This is a genomic window from Kitasatospora sp. GP30, assembly GCF_029892145.1.
In the GTDB taxonomy this organism is placed as follows: domain Bacteria; phylum Actinomycetota; class Actinomycetes; order Streptomycetales; family Streptomycetaceae; genus Kitasatospora; species Kitasatospora acidiphila.
Map to the genome: position 1 here is coordinate 1 of NZ_JARZAH010000071.1, position 15363 is coordinate 15363.

The 15363-nt window shown below is 70.5% G+C and carries 11 protein-coding genes; 2 read left to right on the forward strand and 9 right to left on the reverse strand.

Annotation, left to right across the window (positions count from 1 at the left end; genetic code table 11):
• Window positions 1–3491: 3491 nt before the first annotated feature.
• The 6 genes from P3T35_RS39445 to P3T35_RS39470 all read right to left on the reverse strand — a co-directional run bounded on the left by P3T35_RS39445 (window position 3492) and on the right by P3T35_RS39470 (window position 11590).
• Window positions 3492–4559 carry a hypothetical protein gene (locus P3T35_RS39445; RefSeq protein ID WP_101383042.1) on the reverse strand — a complete coding sequence of 356 codons (1068 nt, stop codon included), beginning with the start codon at window positions 4557–4559 and terminating at the stop codon, window positions 3492–3494.
• 2 nt (window positions 4560–4561) lie between these two features.
• Window positions 4562–7681, reverse strand: a complete 3120-nt coding sequence (cas3u, locus tag P3T35_RS39450) for a type I-U CRISPR-associated helicase/endonuclease Cas3 (protein WP_180356666.1) — start codon at window positions 7679–7681, stop codon at window positions 4562–4564.
• A complete protein-coding gene (gene csb2 / locus P3T35_RS39455) occupies window positions 7678–9162 on the reverse strand; it encodes a type I-U CRISPR-associated protein Csb2 (protein ID WP_101383040.1) in 1485 nt (494 codons plus the stop codon). Before csb2 ends, cas3u begins: the two co-directional genes overlap by 4 nt.
• Window positions 9163–9168: 6 nt before the next feature.
• The gene (gene cas7u / locus P3T35_RS39460; RefSeq protein WP_101383039.1) at window positions 9169–10395 is read right to left on the reverse strand and encodes a type I-U CRISPR-associated RAMP protein Csb1/Cas7u; all 1227 of its coding nucleotides are present in this window, start codon (window positions 10393–10395) and stop codon (window positions 9169–9171) included.
• Window positions 10396–10662: 267 nt separating this feature from the next.
• A complete protein-coding gene (locus tag P3T35_RS39465; RefSeq protein ID WP_143676947.1) occupies window positions 10663–10863 on the reverse strand; it encodes a hypothetical protein in 201 nt (66 codons plus the stop codon).
• Complete coding sequence (locus P3T35_RS39470) at window positions 10850–11590, reverse strand: helix-turn-helix domain-containing protein (RefSeq protein WP_180356665.1); 741 nt, start codon at window positions 11588–11590, stop codon at window positions 10850–10852. Before P3T35_RS39470 ends, P3T35_RS39465 begins: the two co-directional genes overlap by 14 nt.
• 301 nt (window positions 11591–11891) lie before the next feature.
• Between P3T35_RS39470 and P3T35_RS39475 the strand changes: the two genes are divergently transcribed.
• Together P3T35_RS39475 and P3T35_RS39480 are read left to right on the forward strand one after the other, a co-directional pair.
• Window positions 11892–12140: a DUF397 domain-containing protein gene (locus tag P3T35_RS39475; protein ID WP_101383036.1), complete on the forward strand. Its 249-nt coding sequence runs from the start codon at window positions 11892–11894 to the stop codon at window positions 12138–12140.
• A 100-nt stretch (window positions 12141–12240) separates the two neighbouring features.
• Complete coding sequence (locus tag P3T35_RS39480) at window positions 12241–13203, forward strand: Scr1 family TA system antitoxin-like transcriptional regulator (protein WP_180356664.1); 963 nt, start codon at window positions 12241–12243, stop codon at window positions 13201–13203.
• Window positions 13204–13246: 43 nt separating this feature from the next.
• Here the strand turns inward: P3T35_RS39480 and P3T35_RS39485 are convergent, their stop codons facing one another.
• The 3 genes from P3T35_RS39485 to P3T35_RS39495 form a co-directional block, all read right to left on the reverse strand.
• Window positions 13247–14035, reverse strand: coding sequence for an SAM-dependent methyltransferase (locus P3T35_RS39485; RefSeq protein WP_280709708.1), 789 nt, complete (start codon window positions 14033–14035; stop codon window positions 13247–13249).
• 312 nt (window positions 14036–14347) lie between these two features.
• A complete protein-coding gene (locus P3T35_RS39490) occupies window positions 14348–14779 on the reverse strand; it encodes a hypothetical protein (RefSeq protein ID WP_101383033.1) in 432 nt (143 codons plus the stop codon).
• Between the two features lie 158 nt (window positions 14780–14937).
• The gene (locus P3T35_RS39495; protein WP_101383032.1) at window positions 14938–15162 is read right to left on the reverse strand and encodes a hypothetical protein; all 225 of its coding nucleotides are present in this window, start codon (window positions 15160–15162) and stop codon (window positions 14938–14940) included.
• Between the last annotated feature and the right edge of the window lie 201 nt (window positions 15163–15363).

A 15363-nucleotide genomic window follows, 5' to 3' on the forward strand; every position in this document is an offset into this window, starting at 1 on the left:
CACGCGCTACACGAGTACGAGCACTTCTACAACACGCACAGGCCCCACCGCAGCCTCGCCAGCGCCGCGCCCCTCCGCCAACTGGCCGAAACCATTCTCCGCGAGCGGTCACCACCCGCCGTCGCGGCGTCGGCGAGTCCCTGGTGCTGCGATGATGCCGCACTCAGCAGGTGCGGAGATGGTCGCGAGCGCGCGGCCCACGCGCGCGGTGTAGCTGAGGCTGTGATAGCGCCGCACCCGAGGGGTGTGGAGACAGCGCGGTCGGCGGCGTGCTTGGCGGTCACGCCGCCGCTGCGATGGTGCCGCACCCCGCGGGTGCGGAAGCTGGACGCCGCGCCGCTCGGCACAGGCCTGGACCTGGTGCTGCGATGGTGTCGCACCGAGGGGTGCGGAGATGGCCGCGTCGGGTGGTGCGGCCCTGCTCCGGCACGGGGGCTGCGATGCCCCCGAGGGTGCGAGATGGTCCGCTCGGAGATGCGGGCCCCGACCTCGCGAAAGCTGCGATGGTGCCGCACCCGGCGGGTGCGAAGATGGGCCCGGACGGGCGAACCACAACACCTATGCGTTCGATCTGCGATGGTGCCGCAGTCGATGGCTGCGGGGGAGATGGTTGGTGAGCAGCGAGACAGAGACGACGCCCGACAGGCTGCGATGGTGCCGCACCCGGTAGGTGCGGAGATGGCATGACGGCTCGTCACCGTGGCCCGACGTGGTGAGGCTGCGACGGTGCCGCACCCGGCGGGCACGGAGACGGCCTGCGGTCAGAAGGCCAGGCAGCAGCGTTCGGCATGCTGCGATGGTGCCGCACCCGGTGGATACGGAGATGGCGTGGTGCGGATCGAGGTGAACAACTGCTGAGACTGGCTGCGATGGTGCCGCACCCGGTGGGTACGGAGATGGGCCGCAGTCGTGGCCGAGGCGGCGAGCCCAGGTGACGCTGCGATGGTGCCACACCCGATGGGTACGGAGATGGGCACGGTTGTGCCGAATAGTGGAGGCCTGGCGGTCGGCTGCGATGGTGCCGCACCCGATGGGTACGGAGGATGGACCGCGCGCTGGGGCAGTACGACAACGGCCTGCTGCTGCGATGGTGCCGCACCCGGTGGGTACGGAGATGGAGCGGGTGAGCTGGGGGTCTTCGGGAATGACCGGCTGGTTTCGCCCCTCTCTCAGCTCACAATGCGGGCTTTTTCGGATATTTCACTTCGGTGTGATCGAGCGTCGTGGTGTGCCTGTGGTTCCGAAGCGCGGTGGATTGGCGGAGACATGCTCCCGCTCCGTAGCTGAGAGCTGCACGATGCGTGGCTTCAACGGTGCCACACCCGGTCGGCGCGAAGACGGCCTAGAGATGGTCGCGGCCCCGGACCCAGCACGGGGGCTTCAACGGTGCCACACCGGGTCGGTGCGGAGACAGCAGGCCGTCGCCAAAGATGCTGAACGGGCACTAGACGCTTCAACGGTGCCGCACCCGATCGGCGCGGAGACGGGAGGAAGTTGGTCGCGCTGGTTCCACGGCCCATCAGGCTTCAACAGTGCCGCACCCAGTCGGTGCGGAGACGGCCATCGAGGGCCTCGGTCAGCGCGGGGAGCAACTCGCCGCTTCAACGGTGCCGCACCCGATCGGTGCGGAGACGAGCCCATGACCCGGCACAACTCCTGTGGCGTGTACAGGCTTCAATGGTGCCGCACCCGGGCGGTGCGGAGACGGCCCGGCCCTGAAGCGGACCCACCTGGAGCTGTGCGCGCTTCAACGGTGCCGCTCCCGGTCGGTGCGGAAACGGCTCCGGGCCGTCGTGGCGCTCGCCGACTTCGGTGCCGGCCGTGCTTCAACGGTGCCGCACCCGGTCGGTGCGGAGACAGCATGCCCGCGGGGCTCGGCGTGTATGTCGGCCTGGAGCTTCGACGGTGCCGCACCCGGGCGGTGCGGAGACAGTACCGCGGCGATGACCTGGAGCATCATCGACATGACGCTTCAACGGTGCCGCACCGGTTGGTACGGAGACAGTCGCGGCGCGGGAGTCATAGCCAGAGCGCGGGGAGCCGCTTCAACGGTGCCGCACCCGGTCGGTACGGAGACGGAGCGCGTCGAAGTGGCTCGACCCCTGCCCCCGGACGCTTCAACGGTGCCGCATCCCGGTCGGTACGGAGAGGCAGTGCCGGGTCGGTGGTGACGTGCGCGATTCCGGCGCTTCAGCGGTGCCGCACCCAGTGGGTGTGGAGACAGAAGCGCCCCGCAACGGCCCAGCCGCCGAAGCGATGTGGCTTCAACGGTGCCGCACCCGGTAGGTGCGGAGACGGCGGCCTGCGTGGCGTCGACCTCGTCCTCGATCTGCCGCTTCAATGGTGCCGCACCCGGTCGGGCCCACTGAGCAGCGCGGCGTTTACGCCGCCTGGATGCTCCAACGGTGCCGCACCCAGTCGGTGCGGAGAACAGGTCGGCGAGCACTTCACCTGCTGGCAGGCTTCAACGGTGCTGCGCCCGATCGGTGCGGAGACAGCCGCTGAGGTCCACCATGAGCAGCTATGGGCCATGCCTCCAACGATGCCCGCGGGCGGTGCGGAGACGGGCCAGTGACGGTCGCCGGCCAGCTGTCCGACGCGACCCTTCAACGGTGCCGCACACGGTCGGTGCGGAGGCAGCAAGGAGAGCATCCATAACCGAGGGGACTCGTAAACCTTCAACGGTGCCGCACCCGGTGGGTGCGGCGATGGACCTTTCCTCGTATGACCAAGACCAGCCCGAACGCGCTGCGATGGTGCTGCACCCAGTTGGTGCAGAGATGGTCAGCGCCCGTGCCCGGTCATGTCGGTCGGCTGGTCGCTGCGATGGTGCCGCACCCGGTGGGTACGGAGATGGGGCCGCGCCCCACCGAGAGCGCCGCCCAACGAGGGCTGCGATGGTGCCGCACCCAGCGGGTTCGGAGAAGGGATCGACATCGGGACGTGGACCGGCCCGCAAATGGCGCTGCGATGGTGCCGCACCCGGTCGGTGCGGAGACGGTTCGGGGCGGCGGTGGTGGTAGGCCCAGCCAGTGCTTCAATGGTGCCGCATCCGGTGGGCGCGGAGACGGTCGCCGTGCCGGACCGCGACCCACGGGCAACCGCCGCTTCAATGGTGCCGTACCCGGTCGGTGCGGAGACGGTTCAACGTGGTCGGCGACGTCAACCAGATCTCCGCGCTTCAATGGTGCCGCACCCCATCGGTGCCTAGACGGCCCATAGTGGTAGAGAAGTGTGATCCCGGCTCAGAAAGCTTCAATGGTGCCGCACCCCATCGGTGCCTAGACGGAGTGGGTGAGCTGGGAGTTCTGGTGAGACGCGTCCGGCTACTCTCAGCCCAGCAGTGCCATTCCGACATGTTTTAGACATTTCGCTTCGGTGCGATGCGGGGTTTCATGGTGTGCTTGTGGTTCCGAAGCGTGTGGTGGGCGGTGCTCTCTCTTGCCTTGTGGGCGCTGTGGAGTTGTCAAGGATCGCGGTGTTCGGGGTGGTCAGGGCCAGAGGTGTGTGCTGGGTGCGAGTGGGCCGTCGGAGCTGTTGCGTTGGGTGCGGGTGGCTTCGTAGAGGGCGGTGACGCCGAGGTTGGTGAGCATTGTGGCATTGCGGCGTTGTGCGGGGTCCGTTGCCCGGACGGCGGGGTGTTCGAGGAGGACGGTGACGGCGGTGGCGGTCAGGGGTGGGGTCCAGGCGGGCCAGCGCAGGGCGGGGCGGGCGTTCGTTGTGTCCCAGCTGGTGGCGGCCTGACTTCGGCCGGTGGCGGTGAGGCGGAAGGTGGCGAGGGCGTGGAGGGCCAGCCAGGTGGGGCCGGGGGCCCCGCGCTGGTAGGCCTCGCCTTCGGGGTTGGTGTGGGCGTCGCCGAGGGAGCGGTGGTCGAGATTGGCTGAGGCGTACCCGTTGACGCGGCGCCAGCCGGTGAGGGCGGAGCGGATCTGCTCGGGATCCCGGTGACATTCCTTCACCGCGGTCTCGACGAGGCTGACCAGGGTCATCTGGCCGGCTGCCGCGATCAACGGCGTGATGGGAGTGCGCCGGACGGCCGTGGGGCCGGCCGAGTCGTCGGGCAGTGCGTTGCCCTGGTCGGCCTTCGCGGTCTTCGTCTCGAAGGCCAGGGGGTTGGTGAGGGCGGCGAACCAGCGGGGCAGGTCTGAGTCGGTTTCGCGTTCCTGCTGGGCGAGTTGGCGCAGGGTGGCGTGGGTGGTGTCGACGGGTGTGCGCAGTGGGTCGTTAGGGCCGGTGGGGTCGCGTTTGCCGGTCAGTAGGCCGGCGGCGTGGGGGAAGGGGTCCCATGGGGTGATGGGGGGTTGGTTGGTGTCGGGGGTGGGGGTCTTCTTCTTGGTGGGGCGCGGGGGTGGGGGTGGCAGGTGGGTGGTGAGGAGGTCGGTGAGGGTGTCGATAGTGAGGGGTTGGTCGGTGGTGAGGATGGCGGGGACGGCGGGGCCTTGCCAGTGGAGTCGGGCTGGGGTGGGCAGGGTGGCGGTGGTGAGTTCGAGGACGCCGAGGGCTGCGAGGAAGCCGAGTGCGTCGTCGGAGCGCAGGGCGGGCAGGTGGAGGTGGTGCATGGTCAGCTGCCCTCCTTGGAGCAGGTGATGTCGGCGAGGCGGACGAGGGTTTCGAGTAGGGCCAGGCCCCAGAAGCCGTAGCGGTGGTTGAGGGTGTGGAAGCGGTCGGGTCCGGTCCAGTCGGTGCCGATGGCGGTGCTGGAGACGGTGATCGTGGCGCCGTCGGGCATGTCGCAGTCGACGGTGACCGGGTCGGGGTCGGGGTGGGCGGGCAGGAGGGGGCGGGCGTGGCCGTGGTGGGCGGCGACGAGGTGGGTGATGAGGTCGTGGTCGAGGCCGCGGGCGGTGGGTGGGTCGGTGGCGAGCCAGGCCTGCACTGCGGCGGCGCTGAGGGCCTCGTGGCGCAGGTCTTTGGTCCAGCTGGCCAGTCGGGCGGCCTGGCGGCGGGCTGCGCGGTCGTTGGGGTCCATGCCGGACTTGGCGAGCGGTTCGGGGAGGGATTCGGCGAGGAGCATGTCGCTGGCGCAGAGCATGCACTGGAAGCGCAGATGCTGTTTCCCGCAGTCGTGGGCGTGAGCGGCGAGTTCGACAGCTCGGGCCAAGTCACCCGGCAGGCCGATGCGTTGGGCGTACTGCAAGGCACGGGTGGCGACGGCCTGGTGGTGGGTGGCCAGGGAAACCCTGCGGGTGAGGCTGCTGGTGTCAGGGTCGTCGTCACCGGCGCCAAGCAGGTCATGGGTGGGCCTGGCCGGGATGAGGATGAGGCGGCTGGGGCCGCCGGCCAGCGCGAGGCCCGCGCGGTCGGTGCCGACTTCGATGTCAGTGCGCCAGTCCTCGGTCTGGCGCAGTCGTTCGAGGCGACGCCGGAGAAGTGGGGTGTGGCGAGCAGGCCCGGCGGGGTCGGTAGTGGTGGGCAAGGCGCTGGTGAGGCTGTCGATCAAGGTGTGGATGATCTGCGTCGTCGTGGGGATGTCAGGGTCGTCCCGGTCGGCGGCGAGGTGGGTGAGGGCTTCCTTGATGGGGCCGGTGAACTGCTCGGGCAGCTGCCCGGTGGTCGTGGCGAGTACGGCCGGGTCCAGGCGCAGGGGGGTGCGGTCGGCGTGGTCGAGGTCGGTGGGGTGGTCGCCGAGGTCGGGGACGGGGTCGGTGTGGTGGGGGGTGAAGCCGTGGGCGTCGTGGCCGCCGGCGGCGGCGGGCAGCACCAACGTGGCGCCGGGGGTGAGGTCGTCGGCCAGGCGCGGGAGGGTCCAGGTGCCGTCGCCGGCGCGCTGGAGCACGGGGACGCGCAGGCGTTTGCGGGCGGTGCGCGACTCATCGATGGTGTCGGCCTGGGCACCTTCAAGGTCGCTGGTGTCGGGGGTTTGGCGCGGATCGGTGAGGAAGCGCCGCACAGCGGCGAGGGGCAGGGTGACGGTTTCGCCGGGGTGGACGGGGGTGCGGCGGATCCGGTCGGCGGCGTGCTCCGCGTCGGTGGTGTCGGGCAGGTCGGCGCGCCACAGGACCTGGACCTCGGGGTCGCCGGTGTCCAGGCCGTGCAGGAACGGGGCCGGCAGTTCGTCGGGGACCGGGATGGGGCTGGTGCGGGCGAAGGCGTCTACGCGCACCCGGTGCAGTGGGGGGATGTGGTCGCCGGTGCGGGTCATGGCGGTGGTGTCGGCGTCGGCGAGCAGGCCGGGCAGGGTGTTCGGGTTGAGGAGCAGACCAGTGGCGAGGTGCTGGGCCAGCTCAGCAGGCTCAGTGGTGGTGTGAACCAGGGTGTGTCGGCTGAGCCACTGCCAGGTGTGTTCGGCGGCCGGGCCGTAGACGGGGATCTTGTCCGGGTCGGCCGGATTGTGGGTGCGCACAAGGATCGCCGGGGCGGTGTCGAGGTCGCCGTAGCGGTCCAGGCGGCCCAGGCGCTGCAGGACCGCGGCCCAGTCGGCGCATTCGCTGACCATGGCGCCGAAGGTGGCGTCGATGCCGACTTCGAGCGTCTGGGTGGCGACGACGACCAGCGGCCGGGCGCGGTCCGGATCGATGCCGGCCAGGAGTTCGGCCAGCGGGCCGCCCAGGAGCAGGTCGCGCTCGGCGCCGCGACTGCGGCCGATCAGCAGCAGCACGTCGATGTCCGTGCGCTCGGCCAGCGCGGTATGGGCAGCGCGGGCGTGGGCGATGGTGTTGGCGATCACCGCGATGGCCGGCAGCTGCAGGCCGGGCAACAGCGCGTCCACACTGAGTTCGGCGGCCTTGGCGAACGCCTCGGCCGGCTTTGTCGGCTTGCTCTGCTTGTCCGACCAGGTGCTGGCGTCGAGCAGGGTGACGTGCCGTTGGGCCTCGATTCGCCGCTTGGCAATGGGGTCGGCGCGGTCGGCTTCGCTGATGGTGTGCCGGGCGCGCGTGCCGGTGGCGGCGGTGGCCGAGAGGCTGACCACACGCAGCGCCCGCTGGGCGAGTTCCGTGCAGGTGGCGGTGCGCTGGTAGGCGGCGCAGTCCCCGGTGGTGGCCAACAGCGCCTCCGAGAGGTGGGCCTCGTCCAGGGCGAGCAGGGTGTCGGTGCCGATGAGGGCGGCGTCGATCGGGGCGCGCAGCGGTGAGACCTGGTAGCCGCGGAACAGCAGGCGGCTGCCGATCTGGTCGACGGTGGAGGTCACCACCACCGGCTGGACGGGGTGCGGTGCCCAGTCGGAGTCCCAGCGGGTTCCGCCTCGCATCCGTACGACCCGCAGCGGCTCTTCGCCGCCGGACAGGTCGCGCAGTGCTGCGGCGACCTTGGCCCGCACCGACCCGGCCGGGGCACCGTGGAGGGCGGCGGCGAGGTCGCTGGCCTGTCGGTGGGCTTGGTCGCCGACTAGGCGCCGGTCGACGGCGAGTACGAGCCGCAGCGGCACGGTGCGCCGGGCGTGGGCGGTGGCGCGGTCGTGTTGGTGGTTGCGGGTGTACTCGGCGGCCAGGAGGTAGAGCCAGATGCTGATGATGGTGGTCTTGCCGAGCGCGGTGGGCACGTCCAGGTCGGGCCAGTCGGCGCCGGTGGCCACCGCATCGAGGTAGGCGCTCTGCCACGGGAACGGCTTCCGTTTCCGGCAGTTCTCGCAGATCGCCGTGGTGGAACCGTCGGGGCAGTGGGTGTGGTGGTGGATCTCGCTGAAGAAGAGCGGGAACTCACCCGGCTCGACGAGCGCGAGCTGCGGCTGGGAGGCCGTCACTGGTCGTTCTCCAGGTAGGTGTTGTCGGGCCGGCACAGGCCCAGGCCGAAGTTGCGCTTGCTGCCGACCACGACCGGCCCGGTGACCGGGACGGGGAAGGTCAGGCGGATGTGGCAGGCGGGCAGCGGCGCCTCGTCGTCCTTGCGGCGCGCCGGGAAGCCCCGCACGTCCGGGGCGCCGGGCAGCATGCCGTAGCGGGTGTCCCACTCGATGCGCTCCGGCTCGGGCAGGCCGGCCACCCGGCAGCTGGCGGCGATCGACTCGTGCCAGTGCTCCTCGGTGGCCTTTCGGGGGAAGCGGTCCAGAACCATCGGGGTCACCGTGGTCCATACCCGCGACGGCCGGCTCCAGGTGGTCGGCTGCACGGTGTGCAGGGCCTGGTCGCGATTGGCGGGGCTGACCCGTTCCAACGCCAGCGCCCCGGCCTTCCCCAGGAACAGTTCGCGCAGGCCGCCGCTGTGGTGGAGCGCCGCGGCCAGCAGGGCCTTGCGCTCCTCCTTCGGCATGTCGACGGGCAGTGCGATCGCCAGGCCGCGCAGCAGTCCGTCGGCGTGGTCGCGGCCGGTGAACGGCAGTGCGAGGTAGGCCACCGGCCGCGGTCCGTCCGGGGTGCGCCGGTGGCCGTGGATCGTGGGCATCGCCATCACGTCGTGCCCCATCGACTCCAGGATGCTCATCACCGCGGCGCGCAGACGATCGGTCAGCTCCAGCGTCCGGCGCGGGTCCAGCGCCACCTGGGGGGCGAAGGTGAAGGCCAGCATGTCGCCGAACGGTCCCGCCACCGGGCCCTCGTCGGCCGGCTCGATGTGGTCCGGGTCGAGGTAGGGGTGAGTGTGGGACCGGCTCCAGGCCGGCAGGCCCTCCTCGAACGCCTCGTCCAGCCACTCCAGGTACCCGGGCACCGGCACCCGCACCGGCACGGAGCCGTGCGGGAACTCACCCAGCGGTGCGGGCACCCACCGCCGCGACCACCTGTCCCCCTCCTCCTCGCCGGCCGCGCCATGGTCGGGACCGCACCAGGAGTCCAGCAGCCCGGTGCCGGTGGCACGGCCCAGGTACGGCACCCGCCAGGCCATCTCGGCCAGCACCCGGGCGATCTCCTCCCCCGGCTGCCCGGCCCAGGTGAACACGATCCGGTTCCCGGACAACGTCTTCTGCGCCCACCTACGCGGACTGCCGCCGGCCGTGCGGCCGGGCAGTAGGCCGTGGTTGACCTTCTTCGGGTCCACGACGTTGGTCACCACCCACGCCGCCCGCGGAGGCTCCGCCTCCAGCGGCCTGGCCGGCACCGTGACCACCGGCGGCTCCTGCGCCTCCAGCCAGCCCAGCGCCATCCGGTGCGCGGCATCTTCAAGATCGGCGTGCGCGACCAACGCACAGAACAACCGGGCCGGGTGGGGCGGCCACTCGGCCCGCTCACCATCCATGCCGCTCGCCTGGTAGAGCGGCTCCAGCAGCTCCACCGAGATGTGGAAGGCCATGACGCTCTACTCGCCTTCCGCCTCGCCGATGCCCTCCAGGCGGAACGAGCGCTCGATCGCCTGCTGCACCTGCGCGTTCGGCCGCAGCCGCACCGGCCCCTCCGACCACTTCAGGCCCGCCTCCTCGGCCCGCGAACGCGCGTACTCGAACAGCTCCAGCGCCTGCGCCACCGTGTCCAGCTCCAACGGCTCAGTCACCGCCACGCCCTCGCGCCCACGACCGACCCATTCGATCCGCTCCGACACCAGCAGCAGGTCGCAACCCGAGCGCAGCCGCACCGCCGGCGCGGCGAACGCCAGCCGGTCCCCCAGCAACGCCAGCGCCGCCAACAGCGCCCTCGCCGCCCGCACGTACTCCCGCGGGGCGTCGCCGAAACGCAGCGCCCGCAGACCCGCCATGGCCAAGGTCGCGTTTCGCTCGATCGTCTGCACTGTCACCCCGCCCATCCCGGCGGCGGGCGGGATCATGCCGTGCCCGACGGCCGACGCCCTGAGCGTCTTCCCCTTGCCCTTCTTCCCTGTGCCATCGACCGCCCTCCACCCGTCCCCGGTCAACTCCACGGTGTCTCCAGGGAAGTTCCAGACGTCGAACCGGCCTGCCGCTCGCTGCCCACGCAGCGGATGCAGGCCCACAAGCTCCGAGGTGTAGGTCCGCGGCACCTTCAACTGCACCCGGCGCTTGCGGTGCGAGTCCCAGATCCCGTACACCAAGTCCGACGGCGCCGACGCCAAGAAGGCCCGCACGTCGGCCGTCCCCGTGTCGCGCAAGGCCCGGCCCGTCTCGGTGTCGTCGAACTTCGTGCCCGACTCGTCGATCGCATCCCGGAAGTACGCATCCCGGGAGCGGTGCGGGGCGTCCAGGTTCGTCATCCGCAGCTCACGGCCCTCCGCGGTCAGATGCAGAGCCAGGTGCGGCAGCAGCACCTCGCCCTGGTCCACCGCCTCCAGCAGCGCCGTCTCACAGCGGTTCGCCTGCGACTGCCGCTGGTCCAGCAGCACCACCTCGGTGCGCTTCTCGTCGACCCACCGGTCCTCGAACAGCTGGCCCGGCTCATCGACCTCCTTGTCCTTCCCGGTCGCCAGGTCCTTGACGGTCCGCTTGACCTTCACGGTCGGCGGCGCCACCGGCGTCCCCGCTCCCGCCACCGGCTCGTAGTGACCCACCACCCTCACCGCACCGTCCCGCGACAGCCCACTCGCCACCTGCAGCAGCCGCTCGTACAACGCCTCCATGACACCCTCCTCAGTCGGAACTTCTCGGACACTCCGCATCGAAGCAGCCCCCACCGACAGCCATAGCCCATATGGGTGAATCTCCGTCAGAATCCATGGCAGCAAGCCAAGTTGCTGCAAAATGAAGGGTTGAGATGTCTCCCCACTGGCACGGTGGCAACGGACGCTTGACGCTCCGACCGCCCTGAGTTGGCGCCGGAGTTCGCCAAGGGCGGCGTCGAGGACGGCCCGGTTGAGGCCGGCCTTCTGCCGAACCCGGCGACCGGGCTAGTCGACGGTGCCGCGCGCGGAGGCGCTCATGCCGCGGACGTTGAGGCCTTCGACGGCAACAGTGTCGAACCGGGTGGTGAGCTGCTTGGTGAGCAGGCGCACGGTGCCGGCGCGCCGCTGCGCGATCCGGTGGTGGATGGCGCCGACGCGCCGCGCGGCCCTCGCCCGGCGCTCCAAACCGCGCTCAGTGCGCGACAACGCCCGCTACGCTTTGGCGAGTTGGCTTGTCCCGGCGCCGAGGTGGCGGGGTTGGCGATGTGGAGGGCGGCCGGGTCGGTGGGGTCGAGGGGCTGGGAGAGCGTGGTGAGGTGTGCGATGCCCCAGTCGACGCCGACGGTTCCACGCTCGGTCTGGGCCGGCTCGGCTTGTCGGGGCTGTCCTGTTGCACCTTGGCGAGGACGCTGGCGTACCAGCGGTTGCCGCCGCGGGAGACGGTGACGGTTTGAATCACGGCCTGGCCCTTGGCGATCAGGCGGGCCAGGCGCTTACCGGAGCCGTGGATGCGGATCGAGCCGACGCGCGGCAGTTGGAGCCGCCAGTGGCCGTCGAGGCGGATCGTCGGCTTCTTCACGTCGTGGTCCAGACGGAAGGAGTCGCGGGCCCGGCGGCCGGCGAGGGAGCCCAGCCATGTGCCCCACGCCCGGTCAGCGTCGAGGAAGGCGGACTGGAAGGCGTAGGTCGACACCTCGTGCCACCACGGGTAGGGCCGGTGGGGTCCGTGGAAGCCGTCCGGGAGTTCCGGGTCGGTGCGGGAGTCGCCCTCGTCGACACTGGCGCGCCACTGGCGGTGTGCGACCACCTTCGCGCCGAGGGTGTGGTTGAGCGCCCACCGTGCCGCACCGGCGTGCCGGTTGAGGTCCGCGAGCTGGGCCGCGGTCGGGTCCAGGGCGAACTTGTACGCGCGCAGCGTCTCCACCTGTGCCACGACAGACCTCACCCCTCCCGCGAACCGGTGCCAGCATCGACGAGAAGCGACTGGAGGGGCTGGTACTGGCAATGCGGATCATGCATCGGCGGTCCTATCAGAAGCCGATAGGTATTTATTGTTTTTGTTTCACTTTCACCCGATCGGGGAGTGGCGCTGTTCGATTTTTGGGCGCAATGATTCATTCCGCGCTCTCCGGGCAATTGCACGTGGGATTGCACGGGCTTCTGACCTGCGCAGGCTCCGGAAAGTATGACCGGAGAGCGGAGTGGTCGGCTTTTCGTACAAGAGGAGACGAGTTATGGACCGTACTGGCGAGTACTACAACGGGATGCCGGCGGCAGCCATCGAGTCGCCGCATCCGGCCCAGAAGGCCCTGAAGAGCCAGGGCTCCGGGCAGTGTGTGGTGATGCAGAAGCTGCCGGACGGCCGGGTGGCCGTGTTCCACAGCAAGGATGAGGGCGGCCCCGCCCTGGTCTTCGACCAGGGCGAGGTCGACGCCTGGCTCGACGGGGCCAAGAAGTCGGAGTTCGACAACTTGGCGGCCTAATCAATAAGGGTTTCCCGCTGTGCGGGAAACCCTTGGCGTGACGACGACGCCCCCCTTGTGCCAAGCTGATGTGGTCAATTCAGTTTGTGAGGGGGGCGACGTGGCCGCTGGCCCGTTCAACCATGAACATTCGGACGATGGTCCGATCCCCATTTCGCGTGCTCACGACGTGGACGCGGCGGAATGGTCTATACCTGCCGCCCAGCTCGGCATCGACCTGCGTACCCTGCGGGGCGCTCGGACCCTGGGCTGGCTGGCGGGCCGTACCCACGTCTCGGTGGCCAAGTTGAGCCGTATCGAGAACGGGCAGCGCCGACTGAACAACCCGCAGGACATCGCGACGATCCTCGATGTCTTCGAGGTGCGGCCCGGGCCTGAGCGCGCGCGGCTGATGATGCTCGCCGTCGACGCCTCGAAGAAGGGCCCGGCCGGGTTCCATCGTGACGCGGGCGCCGGTGGTCAGCACCGCCTGTCGGGGATGGTGAAGCAGGCCTTCCGGCTGATCGCGGTCGACTCCCACGTGATCCCCGGCGCGCTGCAGACGAGGCCGTACATGGAGGCGGTGACGCGGGCAACGCTGCTGCGCACCAGGCAGCACGAGCTGCCGGGGGTGGTGAAGGCGCGGCTGGCCCATCAGCGCGTGGTCTTGGCGTCCGAGGTGCGCGCGGTGTACTGCGTGCAGCAGTCGGCGCTGTACCGGGTGATGGGCGACCACGCGACCATGGTGGAGCAGCTGAAGGCGGTGGAGGAGTACACCGAGACGGCGGGGATCGGCGTGCGCATCATCCCCTTCGAGCTGCCGCTGGCGCTGCACTTCACGAACCTGACGAAGCTGGATTTCGACGCTCCCGGTCCGATGCGCGAGCTGATCTACGTGGAGATCGGCGACCGGGAGAGCCACTACTACTACCCAGACCGGGATGAGGGCGCCCAGGCGTTCCACGACTACCACGAGGCGCTGGTCAACATCGTGGACCAGGCGCTGGGCCGCGAGGAGAGCCGGATACTCGTCCGTCGGGCGATCGAGTGGCACCGGGCGGCGATCCAGACCGGGTCGCTGTGAGTGTGGGGGCCGCCGGGGCGGCCCCCACCGGAGCGGGCGGGCGTCACACAACGCGGGCGACGCCCCCGAACTCGATCCACTCCAGGGTGCGTTGCCGCGGGAAGACGTCCCGGTCCGGGCGCCAGTACGTCACGTCCACCAGGCCGGGCTTCTCGATCCGAAGCCGGTCGATGTCGAAGTAGGCCCGAACGTCCGCCTCGGTGCGCACCCTGCCCCAGTGGCCGCCGGTGCCGTCGCACATCAGCTGGGTGACCGCGTCTCGCACCACCTCGTCGTCGCTGACGAGCTGGCAGACCACGACCGCGCTTCCTGCCGGCAGTTTGGCGACGGTGCGCTGGATCATGCCGAATGGATCCTGCTGGTCGGTCAGGCAGTGGACGACCGAGACGAACAGCGCGGCGGTGGGTTCGGCCAGGTTGATCAGGTCGCGGAAGTGACGGTGCCCGAAGACGCCTTCGGTGTCCGTCATGTCGGCCTTTATCAACGCGACTCGCGGGTTCTCGTCCAGCAGGAGGCGCCCGTAGGCGTGGACGTGCGGGTCGTTGTCGACGTAGACCACGCGGCAGCCGCGGTCGACACGCTGGGCGACCTGGTGGACGTTGTCCTGTGTCGGCAGGCCGGAGCCGAAGTCGACGAACTGCCGGATCCCGAAGTCGCGGGCGATGGTTTCCACGACGCGGACCAAGAAGGCGCGGTTGTTCAGCGCGAGTTCCTTGGTGCTGGGCGCGATCTTCAGCAGTTCGGCGACGGCCTCCCGGTCCGACGGGTGGTTGAACCGGCCCCCGAGCAGGTGGTCGTACATCCTGGCGGCGGTGGGCCTGCTGACGTCGATCGTCTCCCACGGCGAGTCGGCCTGCTCCTGCGGAAGGTGGTCGTACAGCCTCTCGGCGGTCGGTTCTCCCGGGTCGACCCTGGCTGGCAGTGAATCGCTCACGCGTGCCCCCTTGCGTCGCCAAGTGTGTTGCACGTCAACCTTCATGACGACCAGCCATCGTAGCCTGAAGGCATGGCGAAGCGGCATCACCCGCAGGGGTGGTGCGTGGCACGAGCATGGCGAGCCCTGGCGCGGACCGCGCCGGCGCACCTCCCGGGTGGGGGGTGCGCCGTTTGCGCCTGTTGGTCCGCGGGGCTTCGATGTCCCTGTCTACCGGGTGGTGTGCCTCCTTCGTTCAGCGAGCAGTCGGCGGGCTGCTCGGATCTCGACCTGAAGCTCGGGCTCAGCCAGCCCCATCAGTTCTGCCGCCGCGTCGGCGGGCATGCCGAGCCGCTCGTGCAGAATCGTCGCGTCCGCGGCGCGGGCGGGCAGCTCGCGGTGCAGCAGGTCGGTGCCGGGGCGCGGCGAGCGCGCCGCCGCGTCGGCCACCGCCTCGCCCAGCACCCGCCAGGCGAACGCGGCCGGATCGGCGGCCAGCATCGCCGCCCAGCTCAACTCGGTGAGCCGCAGGGCGTGCTCGACCGCACGCCGGCTCGCCTCTCCGTCGCCCAGTCGGGCGCGGGCATACTGCTCGTAGGGGCGATAGCGCAACTGCACGAACGCCGCGTACCCGAGTGCTATCGCGGGTCGGTAACCGGACACCGTGGACTCCTCCGGCGTCAACTCGACGAAACGGCGACACCCGTTCCGGGAAGGGGCACCGGGCCGCAGGCCCGGAGCAGGGGCGGAGCCAGGCACGCGCAGAGCGCACCGGACCGCGCGGTCGGGCGGGCACGGTGCCCGCCCGACTGCGGAGCCGATCAGCGACGGCCGGTCACAACCCCGCTGACCTGGACGTCCTGTGCCATCCTCAACAGCGCCAGCACCAGCGCCGCGCGCTCCCAGCCGATAGGCGCGTCGGTGGTCGCCGCCCACAGCAGCACCGGCAGCGCCAGCAGCGCGCCGAGCCGCGCCGAGAACCCGACTGCGCACAGCCGGGACAACTCCTCACGCGGCCTCCACACCCTGCTAGCGTGGAGAACCATCGATGGAATGATCGCTCGATCCCGAGCGGGTCGCTCAAGCATTTGGCAGCACCTTTGCTTCGATCGGCCCCTTCGTCGTGGGCGGGGGTGGGGGGCCCGCCCCCCCAACCCCCCCCCAACGGGGGTGGGGGGCGCCCCACCAAAACCGAACACCCCCCCCCCGGCGGGCACCGCCCAAAACGCCCCCCCGCCAACCCCCGG